Below are 17,151 nucleotides of genomic sequence, written 5' to 3'. Positions count from 1 at the left end.
GCGGTCCCCTCGCCACGCCAGGACGAAGCGGGGCCAGGTTGCGCGACGGGGGCCGGGTTATAGCCCGGCCCCCGTCGGCGAACCTGGCCCCGCTTCCGTGAAACCCGGCCCCGCTTGTGGTCGACGTGATTCACTGCCCCGTATGCCGGAGCCTCTCGCCGACCAGTTCCGCGGCCACTTCGGCCACCGCCAGCACCTGTATGGCGTGTTGCTCGATCACCTCGCGGACGACCTGGAGGCGGGCGGGCCGACAGCGGAGACATGCCGCGACCAACTCGATGCGGTGCGGGCCGATGCGATCCAATTGCGTTTGCTGGCAGCGGTTTTCCGCATCGTTCTGCGTGGCGAAGCACCACAGCTGACGCCCTTCTATGCCTGTCTGGGTGGCACTGCGCCGGCGGAGCAGTGCTGGCCGGTGCTGCGCGCCGTGCTGCCTGACCACGTCGCCGAACTCCGGGCCGGGTTGACCCGGCCGCCGCAGACCAACGAGGTGGGACGCTCGGCGGTCCTGGTGGCCGGCTTGTTCGAGGCGGTCCGGCGCACCGGTCTCAACCGGGTCCGGCTCCTGGAGCTGGGGGCCTCAGCCGGATTGAACCTGCATCCCGACCGCTATCGGGTGTCGGGGCCAGGGTGGACCTGGGGGGAGCCCGATTCGCCCCTCGCGCTCGATACCGAAGCGGCGGACATCCGCCCCCTCGATCTGACAATCGTCCGTCGGGGCGGGTGTGACCTCGACCCGGTGGATGTGACCACCCAGGAGGGCCGGATCTACCTGACCTCTTTCGTCTGGCCCTGGCAGCTCGAACGGCATGCCCGCCTCGCGGCGGCGTTGGCCGTGGCGCAGGCCGACCCCGTTAGGGTCGACCGGGCTCCGGCGTCGGAATGGGTTGCCGGGCAACTGAATCGACCGCCGACGCCAGGTGTGCTGACGATCGTATGGGAGTCGATCACGCGGCAATACTGGCCGGCACACGAGTCCGCTGACGTCGACGCGCACCTGGCCGAGGCCCGCCGTCGTATGCCGCTCGCCCACCTGTCGATGGAAGGCGTGCCTCCGCGACAGGGGACCGACGGTTATGACATCCGGCGAGACGGCCCCGTGCTGCGTCTGGACGGCGAGCCGCTAGCGCGTAGCCACCACCACGGGCCACCCGTCCTGCTGGAAACGTGATCTCCGAAACATTCACCGGCGTGCGCAGCATACCCCCGTAGGTATTATTGTGGAGTCATGTCAACAGTGGTGATCCTGGGTGCCGGAACCGTTGGCACGATGCTCGCCAACAAACTCCGCAAGGCCTTGCCGCACGACTGGTCGATCACCGTCGTCGACAAGGACGACGAGCACCACTACCAGCCCGGCTACCTCTTCGTTCCGTTCGGCACCTATACGCCCGAGCGTGTCGTGCGTTCTCGCAAAGCCCAACTCGACCGTGGGGTCGACTTCGTCATCGACGCGGTGGCGCACGTCGACCCGGTGCATCAGCAGGTGCGGCTGGCCAGTGGCCGGCAGCTGTCCTATCAATGGCTGATCATCGCCAGCGGCACCGTGCCGCGGGCCGATCAGACGCCGGGCCTGCTGGACGAACGAGTTTGGCGCACAAGCGCCTTCGACTTCTACACGCTCGACGGAGCGGCGGCGTTGCAGGATGCGCTGGAGTCCTTCGAGGGCGGCCGGCTGCTGGTGCACATCACCGAGATGCCGATCAAGTGCCCGGTGGCTCCGTTGGAGTTCGCCTTCCTCGCCGACGACTACTTCCGGAAGCGCCGGATGCGGCACAAGGTCGACATCACCTACGTGACGCCCCTCGACGGCGCGTTCACCAAGCCCGTTGCGTCGGCCGCGCTCGGAGATCTCTTGGAGGACAAGAGCATTCGCGTCGCGCCTGACTTCGCGATCTCGCACGTCGACCCGGAGAAGCAGGCCATCGTCGGCTACGACGGTCGCGAACTCCCCTTCGACCTGCTCGTGACCGTGCCGCTGAACATGGGCCAGCAATTCATCATCGACTCCGGGCTGGGCGACGACCTCGGCTTCGTCCCAGTCGACAAGCACACCTTGCGCTCGCAGATCAGCGACCGCATCTTCGCCATCGGTGATGCCACCAATGTGCCGACCTCCAAGGCCGGCGCCGTCGCCCACTTCGAAGTCGAGCATCTCGTCAAGAACCTCGAAGCCGCGATCGCCGGCGAGCCGCTGCCGAGCAAGTTCGACGGACACGCCAACTGCTTCGTCGAGTCCGGTCACGGCAAGGCGTTGCTCCTCGACTTCAACTACGACACCGAGCCGTTGAGGGGCACCTTCCCGGCGTCCAAGGTCGGGCCCATGAAGCTCCTTGGCGAGTCCCGGCTCAACCACATCGGCAAGCTGGCCTTCGAGAAGATCTACTGGAACATGCTTTTGCCCGGCAAGCCGCTCCCCGTTCCGACGGAGATGTCGATGGCCGGAAAGATCCCTGCAGGACATAGGAGTTGACAGCGGTGCCCACCAACACCATCGACGGCCACACGTTCGCCGTCAACGACGAGGGGTTCTTCACGAACCGCGAGGAGTGGAGCGAGGACCTCGCCGTCATCCTCGCCGACCTCGTGGGCATCGAGCAGATGACCGAAGCCCATTGGGCGCCGTTGCGGTTCATGCGGGAGGACTCCGCGAAGACCGGCGTCACCCCGACGCTGCGCCGCATGCAGGCCGTCGGCGGCTTCGACGTCAAGGACCTCTTCGCTCTCTATCCCGGCAAGCCGGCCAAGAAGATGGCCTACCTGGCCGGCCTCCCCAAGCCCGTCGGCTGCGTTTAACCCCACGACCTGAGTGACGAAATGCGAACTCTTCCAGAGGGATTCATCATCCCCGACTTCGGCGGCAGCGCCGCCAAGGCGACCACGACGAGCCCCGAGCCGGCAGCAGGGGGTGAGGCGACGGCATACCGCGGCCCCCGCAAGCTGGCTCTCATCTGCTCCAAGGGCAACCTCGACATGGCCTACCCGGGACTCATCCTCGGCAACGCGGCGGCGGGCGAGGGCGTCGAGGTGCACATGTTCTTCACCTTCTGGGGGCTGGACATCGTCAACAAGAAGACCCACAAGAACCTCAAGTTCACGATGCTCGGCAACACCGCCATGCATATGCCCGAACTGGGTTATCTGCGGACGGGTTTGGAGCACGCGTCGATGCCCCAGCTCATGGGGCAGCTGCCCGGCATGACGGCCATGGCGACCAAGATGATGAAGAAGCAGATGGCCGACCTCGAGATCCCGGACGTGCCCGAATTCCTCGACCTGCTCTCCGCCGCGGGCGTGCACATGTATGCGTGCAAGCTCTCCTTCGACATGATGAAGATGATCGAGGCCGACCTGCATCCGGGCGTCGAGGGCGTCATCAGCGCTGCCGACTTCATCGAGATCAGCGAGGGCGCGCAGACCATCTTCATCTGACCTCCGGGGAAGGCTGTCGCACCGGTCGGCCAGACTGCTGAGCATGGACATTCGTGACCTGCGCCCGCCCGTCGAGGACGGCCCGTGGCCGCCCCTCACCCAACTGCCGCCGATGACCTTCGAGCCGTTGGCCCGGGCCACCTCGTGGCAGCAGCTGATCTATGCGCAGGGCGGTGGCTTCCGTCCGCTGCTGATGGACGTGCACGTGCCGGCGACGCCCCGGCCGGCGCCGGTGGTCTTGTGGGTGCACGGCGGCGGCTGGGGTGAGGGCGATCGGCGCCTGGTGCCTCTGCAGTGGGGGCAGCAGGAGTTCTTCCAACAGTTCGTCGACGCCGGCATCGCGGTGGCGACGTGCGACTACCGGCTGATCGCGGAGGCGCCGGTCGAGGCGATGGTCCAGGACATCGTCGCTGCCATCCGCTATCTCCGCCGGTATGCCGGTGAGCTGGCCCTGGACGCCGATCGCGTTGCCGTGTGGGGAGATTCGGCCGGCTCGCACCTGAGTTCTCTCGCGGCGCTCGCGGGCAGCGCACCGGATCCGGATCCGGCGATCCTCGGCTCGCAGGGCGTAGGCGAGGGCCGCGCCGATGTGACCGGCATCGTGTGGTGGTATGGCGCGTCCGATCTGACCGTGCTGCCCGAGCTGTGCGAATTCCTCTGGGACACAGCGACACCTGAGGAACGGACAACCCTGGCCGAGCGCTATTCGCCGGTCACCTATCTGCGCGCCGACTCGCCGCCCCTGTTGATCATGCACGGCGACCAGGACACGATGGCGCCGTGCGACCAGGCCGTGCGCCTGCACGAGGCGGCCGTCGCCGTGGGTGCCCCGAGCCGGCTCCTCGTCGTGCCCGGCGCCGAGCACGCCTTCCTCGGCGCCGACATCCGCGCCCAGTGGCAGACCGGCCTCGACTTCCTCGCCGGCCTCTTCGCCGGTGGCCGACCCGGTCGTCGGTCTCCGCTCTTCTCATTGAACCTCGGAGGCGCATCCCAAGTTGCACATACAAGTGCAAACCGCTACGTTTGTGACTGAAAAGGAGGTTCGTCATGACCCTCCGACCGAACGTCGTCATTGCCACGCCCGAGCAGATCGATCAGGCCCAGCGCGTCTTGGGTGCCCAGGATGCCGGACGCCCCGCGCTAGTGAGCGACTCCCGCAACGGAGCGCGCCCGCTGCCGCCCGAGCTTGCTCAAGTCTTGGAAAGCGTTCTCCTGACGCTTGCCCGCGGAGGGTCGTTGACCATCGAAACGATGCCGGATCTGCTCACGACCACCCAGGCCGCCAAGCTCCTGGGCGAGTCGCGCCCAACACTGATCAAGCGTATCGAGTCTGGAGAATTGCCGAGCACAATGGTCGGCAGCCACCATAGGTTGCGCACCAATGACGTGCTCGCCCTGCGCAGGATGCGGCTGGAACAGCGCCGGGCCGCCGCCCTTGAGTTGCTCGACCTGGAGGACAAGTTGGGGCTCTGACACTCGCCCGCATGCGAGCAGTCACGCTCAAACCTCAACTGTCACTTTCATAACACGACCTAGGGCCCGTGAACCTGCAGACCTACCGGTGGGTCACTGCCGGGGCACAGCGAGCGCACAGCGGGTCGGCGCACCCTGGTCGTATGACCAGTCGACACGGCTTCTCGGGAAGGCGGCGGCACTGCGCCACCGCAGTGGTGGCGCTCCTGGTCCTCGGCGGCTGCGGCACCGCGCCTGACCGCACGAGTTCGCCGCCGGTCACGTCCGCGGCGACGTCGGCAACCGTCGTCTCCGTCGGCGGGGTCACCGATGTCTCGACCTATGCGACCTGGGCCGACCCGCGGATCACCGAGTCCAGCAGCCTCACGCGTGTCGGCGACCACCTCATCACCGTCAACGACAGCGGCGACCCCGCGGTCCTCTATGTCTCGACGGGCACGAGCGGTCAGATCACCGGCACGATCACCTACGCCGACGCCGCGCCGGACGACGTCGAGGCGCTCGCGACCTCACCGGACGGGACGATCTGGGTCGGCGACATCGGCGACAACCCCCGCGCCCGCTCCACGATCGTCATCTACCGCCTGCCGCCCATCACCCAGTGGGACGGCGACACGACGGTCACCGCCCAACGCTACGAATTCGCCTATCCCGACGGCGCCCACGACGCCGAAACCCTTCTCGTGCAACCTGATTCCGGTGATCTCTTCGTGGTCACCAAGGACGCCTCCGGCGGTGTCGTGTATGCCGTGCCGACCCTCGACGCGACCCGAACCGTGACCTTGGAGAAGGTCGCGCAGGTCGCGGCGACGGTGACCGACGGCGTCTTCGACTCGAGCGGCGAGCACGTGCTGTTGCGGACCTACGGTGAGGTCACGGCATACGGCTATCCCGGCTTCCAGCAGGTCGCGACGGCGACGCTCCCGGCCGAGCCCAAGGGCGAGGGACTCACCCTCGGACCCGACGCGGGCACCTATCTGACCGCCACCGAAGGCGCCGGGACTCCGGTTCTGCGGTGGCGGTGGACGGTGTGACGCTCAGGCAGTGACTGGCTGCTGCAGCTCGGTCACCCAGTCGTCCGGGCGATCCATCGGCGTCGCGATATAGACCTCGCGGCAGCGGCCGGTGTTGGACAGACCCTGCGCGCCGACATACTGCTGCAGCGCCTGCCACGTGTCCCCGATGGTCTCCATGTCGCCCCGGTGGACGACGGTGATGGCGCGCGGGACGGCCTCGAGTTCGACGTGCTCGGTGCCGGGCAGGAGCGGCAGACCCTCGGTCTGCGGGATGCAGGCGGCGATCTCCATGGGGTCGCCGCCGTCGCCGTACCACGCGATGGTGGAGGCGTCCAGGTCGTAACCCAGAGCCTCCGCCTGGTCGATGAGGTTGCCGAACATCGGGCCGATCACGCCTGCGATCTCGGTGCGATCCTCGACCTGGGCGCGGCGCTGCGAGACCTGGACGGCGGGGAGGGACTTCTCGGTGAACGTCAGATCGGACATCTGGTTCTCCTTCTCGATCGTTCGGAGACGTCGCTCGATCGCGCGGAGCCGGGCGTGATCGGCGGTGATCTGCTCCTCGACCTGCGAGCGCCGCAACAGCAGCATCGCGCGCAGCTCCTCGGCGGAGACCGAGGCGTCGAGGATCGGGCCGATCTGTTCCAGGGTGAAGCCCAACTCCTTGAGAGCGATCAGCCGGTTGAGCCGCGAAAGCTGTTCCGCGGCATACCAGCGATAGCCCGAGGACGGGTCCACGTGGACAGGCTCGAGCAGGCCGAGGGCGTCATAGTGGCGCAGCATGCGCACCGACACCTGACCGTGTAGGGCGAAGTCTCCGATACTCAACATGGCGCTGTCAGCGAATCGCCTGACACCGTGTCAGGGTCAAGCGCTCCGGACAAGTTTCTCGAAAGTCTTCTCAGAGATCGAAGTTCGTCGGCATGAGGATGACGTCGCGGATGGTGACATTCCGCGGGCGGGTCAACATGAAGAGGATGACCTCGGCCACATCGCTGGGCTCCATCAGCGAGCCGGACTCCTTCGCCTCGCGCAACTTCTCCTCGGGCCAGTCCGAGAGCAGCGCGCTGGCCACGGGGCCGGGGGAGACCGAGCCGACGCGGATGCCGTGCTTGAAGTACTGACGCCGTGTCGTCTGCACGAAGCAGTTGATCGCCCACTTGCTCGAGGCGTAGACCGGCTCCCACGGCGTGGGGTAATGCGCTGCAAGAGAACTCGTGACGAGGATGTCGCCGCCGCCCGCCTCGATCATGTGGGGCAGGACATCGTGGACGTTCTTCATGACGACATTGACGTTGAGGTGCAACATCCGGTCGATGGCCTCGTTGCTGGCCTCGGTCAGATCGCCGCCGACATAGATCCCGGCGTTGGAGTGGAAGATGTCGAGCTTGCCGCCGAAGGATTCGAGCACCCGGGGGATCAGTCCGGCGCACTGCGCCGTGTCGAGCAGGTCGGCCTGGATGGGCACGACGGCCTCGCCGTGCTCGTCCTTCATCTTGTTGAGCAGGTTCTCGTCACGATCGATGATGGCCACCCGCGCTCCGGCCCCGATCATGGCCTCGGCGCTGGCCCTCCCGATCCCGGCGCCCGCCCCCGTGACCGCTGCCGTCTTGCCGCTCAATGCACCTGCTGACATCGCCTGCTCCTTCGGGTGGTCGAGATCATCCGTGCTTCATCGAAGCACGGATCACGCCCGCCTGCCCACCCTTACGGGACGACGGCCCGCACCGCCTCGGCGAGGCGTCCGGGCTCCTGCTCACGCAAGGAATACCGAGCGCGCACGAGGGGCTTTTCGACCGTCAGCACGCGGCTGAGATCGATCGGGGTGCCCGCCACCACGGCATCCACGGGCATCGCTTCGATCGTGGCCTGGAGGTCGTCGACCTGACCTTCCCCGTAGCCCATGGCCGGCAGGATCCCGGCGGCGTTCGGGTACTTGGCGTAGGTCGCGGCGATGGCGCCCACGGCATACGGCTGCGGGTCGACGATCTCGGCGACCCCCGCGGCCTTCGCGCCGACGACACCCGCGCCGAAGCTCATCGACCCGTGCGTGAGGGTCGGACCGTCCTCGACGACCACGACGCGTTTGCCGGCGATCGCCTCCGCGTCGTCGACTGTCACGGGTGAGTCGCAGCGCAGCACCGTCGCCGTCGGATTCATCTGCCGCACACTGGCTTCCACGGCCTCGATGTCCTCGCGCGCGGCGCTGTCGCATTTGGCGACGATGACGACATCCGCCATTCGCACGTTCGCCTCGCCGGGGTGATAGGTGGCTTCATGCCCCGGGCGCAGCGGGTCCGTGAGCACGATGTGGAGGTCGCTCTTGTAGAACGGGATGTCGTTGTTGCCGCCATCCCAGAGGATGACATCGGCCTCGTCCTCGGCGGCACGCAGGATCTGCTCGTAGTCCACCCCGGCATAGACGACGAAACCGTTGTCGATGTGCGGCTCGTACTCCTCACGTTCCTCGATCGTGCACTCGTGCAGGTCCAGGTCCTCATAGGTCGCGAACCGCTGGCAGGCCTGCTTGGCCAGGTCGCCATAGGGCATCGGGTGGCGGATGGCGACGACGCGCTGGTCCAGATCGGCGAGGATCTTCGACAGGTACCGGGTGGTCTGGGATTTGCCGACCCCGGTGCGCACGGCGGTGATGGCGATGACGGGTTTCGTGGACTCCACCATCGACGAATCGGCGCCGTGCAGCAGGAAATTCGCGCCTGCCGCGATCGCCCGCGAGGCAAGGTGCATCACCTGTTCGTGAGGCAGGTCGCTGTAGGCCAGCGCGACGGTGTCGATGCGTCCGTTCTCGATGAGTTCTTCCATCCGCGCCTCTTCGTAGATGGGTATGCCGCCCGGATACAGCGAACCCGCCAGTTCAGGCGGATAGGTGCGGCCTTCGATGTCCGGGATCTGGGTCGCGGTGAACGCGACGACCTCCTTGGCCGGGTCGTCCCGGTAGATGACGTTGAAGTCGTGGAAGTCGCGGCCGGCGGCGCCGAGGATGAGGATGCGTTCGCGGGCCTGGGGCAGTGCGGACACTGGGGCGGTCATGGTGATCTCCGTCGCGGCTGCGGTCGCCCGCCGGAACCGACTTGCCCTGACTTTGGGCAGTCCTGGCTGCGGGACCCGCCTGTCCCCAGCCTACTCGGCGCTTTTCGGCCAGCCCGGACGGGGTCAGCGGGGCCGAGAGGTGCGTCAGTCAAGCCCCGAGTCCTATCGGGGAGCTTCGTATGGTTGGCTAATCTGCCGTTATGGCACATACGCTGCTCGTCCTGCGACATGCCAAGTCGGACTGGGCCGTGCCGGTCAGCGATCGCGAACGGCCACTCGCGAAGCGTGGTGTGCGTCAAGCGCCGCATACCGGCCGGTGGATCGCCGACAACGATCTTGTGCCGGATGTCGTCATCGTCTCCCCGGCCACCCGCGCAATCCGGACCTGGGAACTCGTCTGCGGCGCCTGGACCGCTCCGCCGACGGAGGTCAGGATCGACGAGGCGGCCTACACCTTCGGCGCGGGCGGTTTGCTCGGCCTCGTGCGCGCGACGCCGGAATCCGTCGCCCGGCTGGCATTGGTCGGCCACAACCCGGCCGTCGAAGACCTGGTCGCCGTTCTCACCGACGAGTCCGTGCGCATGCCGACCTCCGCCCTGGCCGTGGTCGACCTCGATCGCTGGCAGGGCGCCGGTATGCGGGACGGTCGCCTCAGGTATGCCGGTCGCCCCGCCGACGAATCGGGTTTCTGATCCGAACTGCCAAGTGCCGTGACTAGACGGCTGCTTCGCGCCAGCGCGGAGGCAGGTAGGCGCACGTCGGGTCGGAGGCGAGCGGATCGCCGGTGACGGCATACGCGTGGGACCGGGAGCCGCCGCACACCTGGTTGAACTCGCACACCCCGCACTTGCCGGCGAAGTGATCGGGGTCGCGCAGCGCCTTGAGGATCGGCGCCTCACGATAGATCTCGCGGAAGGTCGTGCCCTCGTCGCGGACGTTGCCGGCACGCTGCGGCAGGAAGCCGGAGGGGTAGACCCACCCCTGATGGTCGACGAAGACGAAGCCGCGTCCGGAGTTGGTGTCGATCGGCGGTCGTGCGGGCCGGGTGGGCAGCTTGCGTCCGGCAAGGACCTCGGATGTGCGCTGGGTGAGAGCGGCATACAGCTGTCCGGTGGCGAACGCCTCGGCGCCGTGACCCTCCTTCTCGGCTGCGGCGCGCTGCACGACGACGCGCCGATAGTGCTGCGCCTCAGTGGTTTTCACCGGCATGGTGTGCGAGATGTCGACCATCCAGTGCAGGACGTCCTCCACCTGGTCCGGGCTCAGCGCCTCCAGCGCCTTGCCCCGCCCGGTCGGGACGAGGAAGAAGAGACTCCACAGGTGGACCTTGAGATCGAGCAGCAGCGCCAACAGCTCGGGAAGTTCTGCGACGGTTCGGCTGGTCACGGTCGAGTTGACCTGCAGCCGGAAGCCCGCGTTGTTGATGAGGCCGGCCGAGTCGATCGTGCGCTGCCACGTGCCGCCGAAACCACGGAAGGCGTCGTGCACGGCCGGGGTCGCCCCGTCCAACGACAAGGACATCGCCGACGCCCCCGCCTCCCGCATCGCAGCGAGCCGCTCTGCGGTGACATTCGGTGTGGCAGAGGGGGACAGGGCCATGTGCAGGCCGAGGGAATGGCCGTATGCCGTCAGCTCGGCCAGGTCTTCGCGCTCGAAGGGGTCACCGCCCGTGAGGATGACGATCGGGTAGGGCTTGCCGAAGCCCGCGATGTCGTCGAACAGCGCTTTGCCCTCGGTTGTGCTCAGCTCCAACGGGTTTCGCTGATGGATCGCCTCAGCACGACAGTGCGCACACGCGAGCTGGCAGGCACGCGTGACTTCCCAGATGACGATGAACGGCCGCTCGCTCACATCGTGGCGGATCTGCCGCACGACCCGGCGATCGGCCTGGAGACTGCTCACCCGTCCATACCATCATCGATCTGCGTTGCGCGCGTAGTGAGGGGTGCCTCAGCTGACGTAGAGGCAGAACGGGTGGCCGGCGGGGTCGAGCAGCACGCGCACGTCGTCTTGCGGCTGGTATGCCGCGAGTTCGGCCCCCAGGGCGATCGCACGTTCGACTTCGGCGTCGAGATCCTCGACCTCGAAGTCGAGGTGCGACTGCATCTGTTGGCCACCCGGGGGTGTCGGCCATACGGGCCGCACATAATCCGGGTTGCGCTGCACGGCGAGATAGGCGACCCCTTCGCCCAGGTCGAGAGCGCCGTCCTCCTCATCGGCCTTGTAGATCGGCCAGCCTCGCAGCTTCGAGTAGAAGTTCAGCAGGGGTGCAACTTCCGGGGCGTCGAGCACCACGCCCCAGAAGTCCTTCCGTGCCCAACGGTCCGTCTCTGGAGTGTCCGTCACCAGTCGGCTCCTTCGCAGTCCGTGCCGGGGGTGGTCTCGACCTGGATTGTGGCATGCGCGATGCCGAACCGGTCGCGCAACAGGGCGGTCGCGGCGGCGAGCGGGTCCCCGGCTGCGTCGCCGGCCCGGACCAGATGTGCCGTGGCGACATTCATGCCCGAGGTCAACTGCCAGACATGCACGTCGTGGACCTCCGCGACCCCGTCGAGGCCTTCGAGTGCGGCGAGGATCTCTCGCGGCTTCATCCCGGCGGGGGCGTGTTGGCCGAGCACGGCGAGCACTTCACGACCGAGGAGCAGGGCGCGCACGGCGACGAAGAGCGCGATGGCGAGGGCGATCACGGTGTCCCACCGCGAGTCGCCCGTCGCCTCGATGAGCAGGGCGGCGGCGATCACGCCGACGGACCCGAGCGTGTCACCGAGGACCTCGAGGTAGGCACCCTTGACGTTCAGGCTCTCGCCGGCGACGGAGTGCAACAACGCCAAGCACACGAGGTTGACGATCAGGCCGAGCGCGCCCACGAGCAGCATCGCCTGCAAGACCGGCGCCGTGGCGTGATCGGCGCGCTGCACGGCCTCGATCACGATGTAGACGGCCACGCCCAGCATGACGAGCACCGCGATGCCCGACGCGAAGACCTCGGCCCGATACGAACCGAACGTGCGCCGCCCGGTCGTGTCCGGCCGTGTGGCGATGCAGGTCGCCACGAGTGCCGCCCCGAGGGTGACGACGTCGGCGGCCATATGGCCGGCGTCGCTGATCAGGGCGAGCGAGCCCGAGACCAGACCAGTGATCAGTTCCACCGCGAAGAAGCCGGAGATCAGGGCGAAGGAGATCGCGAGCCGCCACCGGTGATGGGCCGCCGCCGAGCCTCCATGGGCGTGCCCGCCGCTCACGTGGACCTCTCCATGGTCGCCATCATCACCTGTGGGGCGTGTGGATGGGGGAATGCGCGAGGTCTAGCGTGAGGGTTGGACCCCACGAGGAGGCTCGCAGGGGCGGTGCCGCCGCAACGTCGGACCGCTTGGGGTCGACTGGACGAAAGGGTTCCCGCGTCATGACCACGTTGCACACCATGGGCCAGCAGCATTCCCGCCGCAGTTGGGCCGAGCCCTACAAGATCAAGGTCGTCGAGCCGCTCCGGACGACCACGCGCGAGGAGCGCGACCGGGCGATCGCCGAGGCGGGCTGGAACACCTTCTTGCTGCACTCGCGCGACGTCTACATCGACCTGCTGACCGACTCCGGCACCTCCGCGATGTCGGACCGGCAGTGGGCCGGGATGATGCTCGGCGACGAGGCCTACGCCGGGAGCGTCAACTTCTACCGCCTCGAAGAGACCGTGCAGAAGTACTACGGCTACAAACACCTGGTTCCGACGCACCAGGGTCGCGGCGCCGAAAACCTGTTGTCGCAGGCGGCAATCACGCCGGGCGATCACGTGCCGGGCAATATGTACTTCACGACGACGCGCTTCCACCAAGAGAAGGCCGGCGCGACCTTCCACGACGTGATCATCGACGAGGCGCACGACACCGCCTCGCTCCATCCCTTCAAAGGCAATATCGACCTCGACAAGCTCCAGGCCCTCATCGACGAGGTCGGCGCCGACAAGATCCCATACGTGTGCATGGCGGCCACCGTCAATATGGCCGGGGGACAGCCGATCTCGATGGAAAACGCGCGCGCCGTGCGGGAGTTGACCGACCGCCACGGCATCAAGGTCTATCTCGACGCGACCCGCGCGGTGGAGAACGCCTACTTCATCATCGAGCGCGAAGCGGGGTATGCCGACAAGCCCCTCGCCGAGGTCCTGGCGGAGTTCTGCTCCTACAGCGACGGCGCGACGATGTCGGGCAAGAAGGACCACCTCGTCAACATCGGCGGGTGGTTCGCCACCAACGACGACGAGCTCTTCGAGGAGGTCCGCAACCTCGTCGTCGTCTACGAGGGTCTGCACACCTACGGCGGCATGGCCGGCCGGGACATGGAGGCGATGGCCATCGGCGTCGAGGAATCACTCGACATGCCCTACATGCGCTCACGCATCGGACAGATCCAATACCTCGGTGAGCTGCTCGAACGGTGGGACATCCCCTTCGTCAAACCCGTTGGGGGACATGCGATCTTCCTCGACGCCCGGGCCTTCTATCCCCACCTGGATCAGGAGCAGTTCCCAGCGCAGACGCTCGCCGCCAACCTCTACGCCGACTCGGGCATCCGCTCGATGGAGCGCGGCATCGTCTCGGCCGGCCGTGACCCGGAAACGGGGGAGCACCGGCACCCGAAGCTGGAACTGACCCGGCTGACGATCCCGCGGCGGGTCTACACCCAGGCCCACCTCGACCTGGTCGCCGAGAGTGTCAAGGCGTGCTTCGACGCGCACGATTCGGCGACGGGTCTACGGCTGGTTTACGAGCCCAAGTATCTGCGCTTCTTCCAGGCCCGCTTCGAACCGCTGCCCTGACCTCTTCCGCCCGACACGGGCGGGGTCAGTGGTGTTCGCCCCGGGTGATGAGGTCCGCGTAGTCAGGGTGACGTTGGATCCAACTCTTGATGAACGCGCATTGCGGCTTGACTCGGCGGGTGCCCTCGCGCACTTCGTCCAAGGCGAACCGTGCCAGCGCGCTGCCGACGCCCTGCCCCTCGAACTTGTCGTCGACTTCGGTGTGGGTGAAGACGATCAGGTCGCCAGAGAGGATGTATTCGGCGAAGCCGGCGAGTTCGCCGTCCAGGTGCGCCTCGTAGCGGTCCTGAGCGGGATTGTTCGTGACGACGACATCGGACATGCGGACCTCCTCGGTGAGGCCTCCATCCTGACAGGCGCACGTGGAGGAGGCGCCTGCTAGAGCGCGCCCGAGTGCTGCGCTCGCGGTGGCGAGGGCCGGGGGCGCGTTGCCGTCGACGTCAGCACCGGCCGAGGATGGCGGCGTCCAGGTCGCGATTCTTCAGGATGGTCGAGAAGCGCGCCGGCCGGTCCGCACAGACCTTGCTGATCGGTCCCTTGTACTCGATGTGCAGGACGGCCTTGCCCGCGTTCAGCATCGGACGGTATCGACAGCCCTCGCTGATGGGCGAGTGACAGCAGCGCCCGCAGGTATGCCGTGGAGTCCGCCTTCGTCAGCGAGAAACCGGTTCCGTTCTCGTAGCGGTCGACATTGTCGGGGTCGACTGCCTCGAATCCCTTTGCCTTGCACACATCCATCCGCGTGCCCATGATCGGCAGGAGCACTTTGAGGGCCCGCGTATCGAGCCAGCGCTCACCCTTCCACCCCGACAACGGACGGCCTGTGACGCGGTCGGGGAACGCGCCGGCGTCGGAGCGCCAGTCCTCCCACGATCCCGCGCTGAGGTAGCAGATCGCGTGCCGGCCCGAGGCCCGCAGTGATGCCGCTGCGGCCCCCGCGCGGGTATGCCGGCGTGGCCGGATCCGGTGGACTCGACGGACTCCTCGCCGATCCGGGGATCCAGGCGTTGGGCGCCGACGCCACGCGGCTGACCCTGTGTCTCGCGGTCTGGGCCATGATTATGGGAGCCGTCACGGCGGAAGTGTTCTCCCAGTACGGCAGCCAGGCGATCAGCGACCCGGCGGCCCACTTCGCCGACGTCGTGGAACTGGCGGTCGGCGTCATCGCCGGCGGGCAGACTGGTCGGTGACCACACCGGCATACGACGAAAGGCACCGCCATGGCTGACTCGCCGGAGGACTATCTCGCCGCCGCACCCCAGGCCGGCCGGCCCTGGCTGACGGAGTTCTGGGACCACGTCCGCCGCCGCAGCCCGGAGTTGGAGCTGGCGATGTTCCGCGGCGTGCCGATGTTCAAGTTCGAACGGAGCTATCAGGACGGCTATGTCATGTTCACCGCGGCCAAGGGCCACTTCTCGGCGCATTCCCTCGCGTTCGAGCTGATCGAGGAGACCAAGGCCGAGATCCCCGGCTCCTTCGGCGGAAAGGGTTGTGTGAGTGTGAAATACGCCAACGAGGAGGCGAAGCCGGCGCTGAAGGCGTATGTGGACGAGGTGCTGCGGGCGGCGTCAGCGGAGGACTGATGCCGACCGCCTATGTCGTCGGCAGCGGTCCCAACGGGCTGGCGGGTGCCGTGCGGCTGGCCGAGGCCGGTCTCGACGTCACCGTGCTCGAACGCGCTGACCGGATCGGCGGCGGGATGCGCACCTCGGAGAACACCCTGCCGGGTTTGCTCCACGACGACTGCTCCGCGTTCCACCCGACGGGTGCCGCCTCGCCCTATCTGCAGTCACTCGGCCTCGAACGCCATGGGCTGCAATGGCTGTGGCCGGAGATTCAATACGCCCACCCGCTCGACGACGGCTCGGCCGGGCTGGCCTTCCGGTCCGTCGAGTCGACGGCCGAGGGTCTGGGTCGTGACGGGGCGTCGTGGGCGCGGCTGTTCGGGCCGCTGGCCCGGCAGTACGACGCGCTGGCGGCCGAGCTCTTCCGGCCCGTCCTGCATGTCCCGCGCCATCCGCTCGCCCTGGCCCGGTTCGGTCCCGCCGCGCTCCTCCCGGCGACCGTGCTCGCGCGCCGGTGGCAGGACCCGCAGGCCAAGGCGCTGTATGGCGGTGTCGCCGCCCATCTCCTCGGTCGCCTCGACCGGCCGGTCTCGGCCGCGGTCGGGCTGATGCTCGGTGCCGCCGCGCACGCGTATGGCTGGCCGGTCGCCAAAGGTGGCTCGCAGGCGATCGCGACCGCCCTCGCCGCCCGGCTGACCGACCTCGGCGGCCGCATCGAGACGAGGGCGGAGATCACGGCATACGACCAGATCGGCGACGCCGACGTCGTCCTCTTCGACCTCTCGCCACCGGCGGTGGCGCGGATCCTGGGCGAGCGGCTGCCGCAGCGGGCGGCGGCGGCATACCGGCGGTATCGCTTCGGCCCCGGCGCCTTCAAGGTCGACCTGGCCATCGAGGGCGAGATCCCGTGGCGCAACCCCGACGTCGGCCGCGCCGGCACCGTCCATCTCGGCGGGACACTCGAGGAGACCGCGGCAGCGGAGGCGGACGTCGTCGCGGGGCGGATGCCGTGGCGGCCGTTCGTCCTGCTGGGGCAGCAGTATGTCGCCGACCCCACCCGCTCGGCCGGCGGGCTCAATCCGGTGTATGCCTACGCGCATGTGCCGGCCGGCTGGGTGGGCGACGCGACCGACGCGGTCGTCGGCCAGATCGAGCGGTTCGCGCCCGGCTTCCGCCATCGCATCCGGGCCACCTTCACGCGGGGTCCCGCGGAGCTGGAGGCGTACAACCCCAACTACGTCGGTGGTGACATCGCGACCGGCCGCAACTCGCCCGTCCAGGTCGTCATGCGCCCGCGCATCTCGCTGCACCCCTACCGCACCGGGGCCGCCGGTGCCTACCTGTGCTCGGCGGCGACCCCGCCGGGCGCGGGTGTGCACGGCATGGGCGGCTTCCACGCCGCAGAAACGGCGCTGGCCGATCTCGAGCCCCGTCGGGAACGCGGAAACGCCTGAGCGCCGGCGCCGGTCAGGGGCGCTCCAAGGTGTCGCGCAGGAGGGCCTCGAGTTCGGCGTAATGCCGTTGCGCCGCCTGCGCGTCGTAGGCACCGGTGTCCGCCATCGTGAAGCCGTGGCGGGCGCCGGGATACACCGCGGTCGTATGCCGCACCCCCGCCTCAACGAGCGCCGCGTCCAGCCGGGACTGTGCCTCGGCGTCCATGCCGGCGTCCTCGTCGGCGTGACCGTAGACGAAGGCGGCGCGGGCATGCGCGAGGCCCCGGTGCGGGCTGTCCGGGTCGTCCGTGGCCAAGCGGCCACCGTGGAACCCGCCGCAGGCCGCGATGCTCGCGTCGAGGCCGGCG

General features: G+C 67.9%; 20 protein-coding genes and 1 pseudogene. 12 read left to right on the top strand and 9 right to left on the bottom strand.

The genetic code is table 11. The features are described 5' to 3' along the window. Positions 1–142 precede the first annotated feature (142 nt). The 7 genes from BN11_RS05900 to BN11_RS05870 all read left to right on the top strand — a co-directional run bounded on the left by BN11_RS05900 (position 143) and on the right by BN11_RS05870 (position 5,939). Entirely contained in the window at positions 143–1,171 is a 1,029-nt protein-coding gene (locus tag BN11_RS05900) for a DUF2332 domain-containing protein (RefSeq protein WP_048695701.1), read from the top strand. A gap of 57 nt (positions 1,172–1,228) precedes the next feature. Beyond that, entirely contained in the window at positions 1,229–2,473 is a 1,245-nt protein-coding gene (gene sqr, locus BN11_RS05895) for a type III sulfide quinone reductase, selenoprotein subtype (RefSeq protein ID WP_048695698.1), read from the top strand. Between the two features lie 5 nt (positions 2,474–2,478). Beyond that, on the top strand, positions 2,479–2,796 hold the full coding sequence (locus tag BN11_RS05890; RefSeq protein WP_048695694.1) for a TusE/DsrC/DsvC family sulfur relay protein: 318 nt from the start codon (positions 2,479–2,481) through the stop codon (positions 2,794–2,796). 21 nt (positions 2,797–2,817) lie between these two features. Then, positions 2,818–3,432 (top strand): DsrE/DsrF/DrsH-like family protein, encoded by a 615-nt coding sequence (locus BN11_RS05885; protein ID WP_083433564.1) that lies wholly within the window; start codon positions 2,818–2,820, stop codon positions 3,430–3,432. Positions 3,433–3,475: 43 nt separating this feature from the next. Continuing rightward, the gene (locus tag BN11_RS05880; protein WP_048695691.1) at positions 3,476–4,465 is read left to right on the top strand and encodes an alpha/beta hydrolase; all 990 of its coding nucleotides are present in this window, start codon (positions 3,476–3,478) and stop codon (positions 4,463–4,465) included. Positions 4,466–4,479: 14 nt separating this feature from the next. Further along, complete coding sequence (locus BN11_RS05875; RefSeq protein WP_053084019.1) at positions 4,480–4,905, top strand: excisionase family DNA-binding protein; 426 nt, start codon at positions 4,480–4,482, stop codon at positions 4,903–4,905. A 143-nt stretch (positions 4,906–5,048) separates the two neighbouring features. After that, positions 5,049–5,939 (top strand): hypothetical protein, encoded by an 891-nt coding sequence (locus BN11_RS05870; RefSeq protein WP_157043994.1) that lies wholly within the window; start codon positions 5,049–5,051, stop codon positions 5,937–5,939. Between the two features lie 3 nt (positions 5,940–5,942). Here BN11_RS05870 and BN11_RS05865 read toward each other — a convergent pair whose 3' ends face one another. The 3 genes from BN11_RS05865 to BN11_RS05855 form a co-directional block, all read right to left on the bottom strand. Beyond that, the gene (locus tag BN11_RS05865) at positions 5,943–6,752 is read right to left on the bottom strand and encodes a MerR family transcriptional regulator (RefSeq protein ID WP_048695685.1); all 810 of its coding nucleotides are present in this window, start codon (positions 6,750–6,752) and stop codon (positions 5,943–5,945) included. 70 nt (positions 6,753–6,822) lie between these two features. Beyond that, on the bottom strand, positions 6,823–7,557 hold the full coding sequence (locus tag BN11_RS05860) for an SDR family oxidoreductase (protein WP_048695682.1): 735 nt from the start codon (positions 7,555–7,557) through the stop codon (positions 6,823–6,825). A 71-nt stretch (positions 7,558–7,628) separates the two neighbouring features. After that, complete coding sequence (locus BN11_RS05855) at positions 7,629–8,972, bottom strand: cyclic 2,3-diphosphoglycerate synthase (protein ID WP_048695679.1); 1,344 nt, start codon at positions 8,970–8,972, stop codon at positions 7,629–7,631. A 200-nt stretch (positions 8,973–9,172) separates the two neighbouring features. Here BN11_RS05855 and BN11_RS05850 point away from each other — a divergent pair, with 200 nt between their 5' ends. Then, positions 9,173–9,664: a SixA phosphatase family protein gene (locus tag BN11_RS05850; RefSeq protein WP_048695674.1), complete on the top strand. Its 492-nt coding sequence runs from the start codon at positions 9,173–9,175 to the stop codon at positions 9,662–9,664. Positions 9,665–9,686: 22 nt separating this feature from the next. On the opposite strand, the gene BN11_RS05845 is transcribed toward BN11_RS05850, so the two are convergent. The 3 genes from BN11_RS05845 to BN11_RS05835 are packed head-to-tail and all read right to left on the bottom strand — an operon-like array spanning position 9,687 to position 12,214. After that, positions 9,687–10,874: a TIGR04053 family radical SAM/SPASM domain-containing protein gene (locus tag BN11_RS05845; protein WP_048695670.1), complete on the bottom strand. Its 1,188-nt coding sequence runs from the start codon at positions 10,872–10,874 to the stop codon at positions 9,687–9,689. Between the two features lie 48 nt (positions 10,875–10,922). After that, positions 10,923–11,318 (bottom strand): VOC family protein, encoded by a 396-nt coding sequence (locus BN11_RS05840; protein ID WP_235435379.1) that lies wholly within the window; start codon positions 11,316–11,318, stop codon positions 10,923–10,925. Next, the gene (locus tag BN11_RS05835; RefSeq protein ID WP_048695662.1) at positions 11,315–12,214 is read right to left on the bottom strand and encodes a cation diffusion facilitator family transporter; all 900 of its coding nucleotides are present in this window, start codon (positions 12,212–12,214) and stop codon (positions 11,315–11,317) included. The genes BN11_RS05840 and BN11_RS05835 overlap by 4 nt, the downstream gene beginning before the upstream one ends. Positions 12,215–12,375: 161 nt before the next feature. Here BN11_RS05835 and BN11_RS05830 point away from each other — a divergent pair, with 161 nt between their 5' ends. Then, positions 12,376–13,785 carry a tyrosine phenol-lyase gene (locus tag BN11_RS05830; RefSeq protein WP_048695659.1) on the top strand — a complete coding sequence of 470 codons (1,410 nt, stop codon included), beginning with the start codon at positions 12,376–12,378 and terminating at the stop codon, positions 13,783–13,785. Between the two features lie 25 nt (positions 13,786–13,810). Here BN11_RS05830 and BN11_RS05825 read toward each other — a convergent pair whose 3' ends face one another. Continuing rightward, on the bottom strand, positions 13,811–14,107 hold the full coding sequence (locus tag BN11_RS05825; protein ID WP_048695654.1) for a GNAT family N-acetyltransferase: 297 nt from the start codon (positions 14,105–14,107) through the stop codon (positions 13,811–13,813). A gap of 118 nt (positions 14,108–14,225) precedes the next feature. Continuing rightward, a pseudogene (locus BN11_RS21695) lies at positions 14,226–14,679 on the bottom strand (endo alpha-1,4 polygalactosaminidase). Between the two features lie 26 nt (positions 14,680–14,705). On the opposite strand from BN11_RS21695, the gene BN11_RS05820 reads away from it, so the two are divergent. Genes BN11_RS05820 through BN11_RS05810 form a run of 3 tightly spaced genes read left to right on the top strand, consistent with a single transcriptional unit; the run spans position 14,706 to position 16,804 of the window. Then, positions 14,706–14,975: a hypothetical protein gene (locus tag BN11_RS05820; RefSeq protein ID WP_048695650.1), complete on the top strand. Its 270-nt coding sequence runs from the start codon at positions 14,706–14,708 to the stop codon at positions 14,973–14,975. 30 nt (positions 14,976–15,005) lie between these two features. Further along, complete coding sequence (locus BN11_RS05815) at positions 15,006–15,368, top strand: hypothetical protein (RefSeq protein ID WP_048695646.1); 363 nt, start codon at positions 15,006–15,008, stop codon at positions 15,366–15,368. Then, a complete protein-coding gene (locus BN11_RS05810; RefSeq protein ID WP_048695642.1) occupies positions 15,368–16,804 on the top strand; it encodes a phytoene desaturase family protein in 1,437 nt (478 codons plus the stop codon). The genes BN11_RS05815 and BN11_RS05810 overlap by 1 nt, the downstream gene beginning before the upstream one ends. 13 nt (positions 16,805–16,817) lie before the next feature. Here the strand turns inward: BN11_RS05810 and BN11_RS05805 are convergent. Next, the coding region (locus tag BN11_RS05805) for a dienelactone hydrolase family protein (RefSeq protein ID WP_162213172.1) at positions 16,818–17,151 on the bottom strand (334 nt) is incomplete at its 5' end.

It is taken from the genome of Nostocoides australiense Ben110 (assembly GCF_001050535.1).
GTDB lineage: Bacteria > Actinomycetota > Actinomycetes > Actinomycetales > Dermatophilaceae > Nostocoides_A > Nostocoides_A australiense.
The sequence above is the reverse complement of the archived record's forward strand: the minus strand, read 5'-3'. Positions and strand labels throughout refer to the sequence as shown.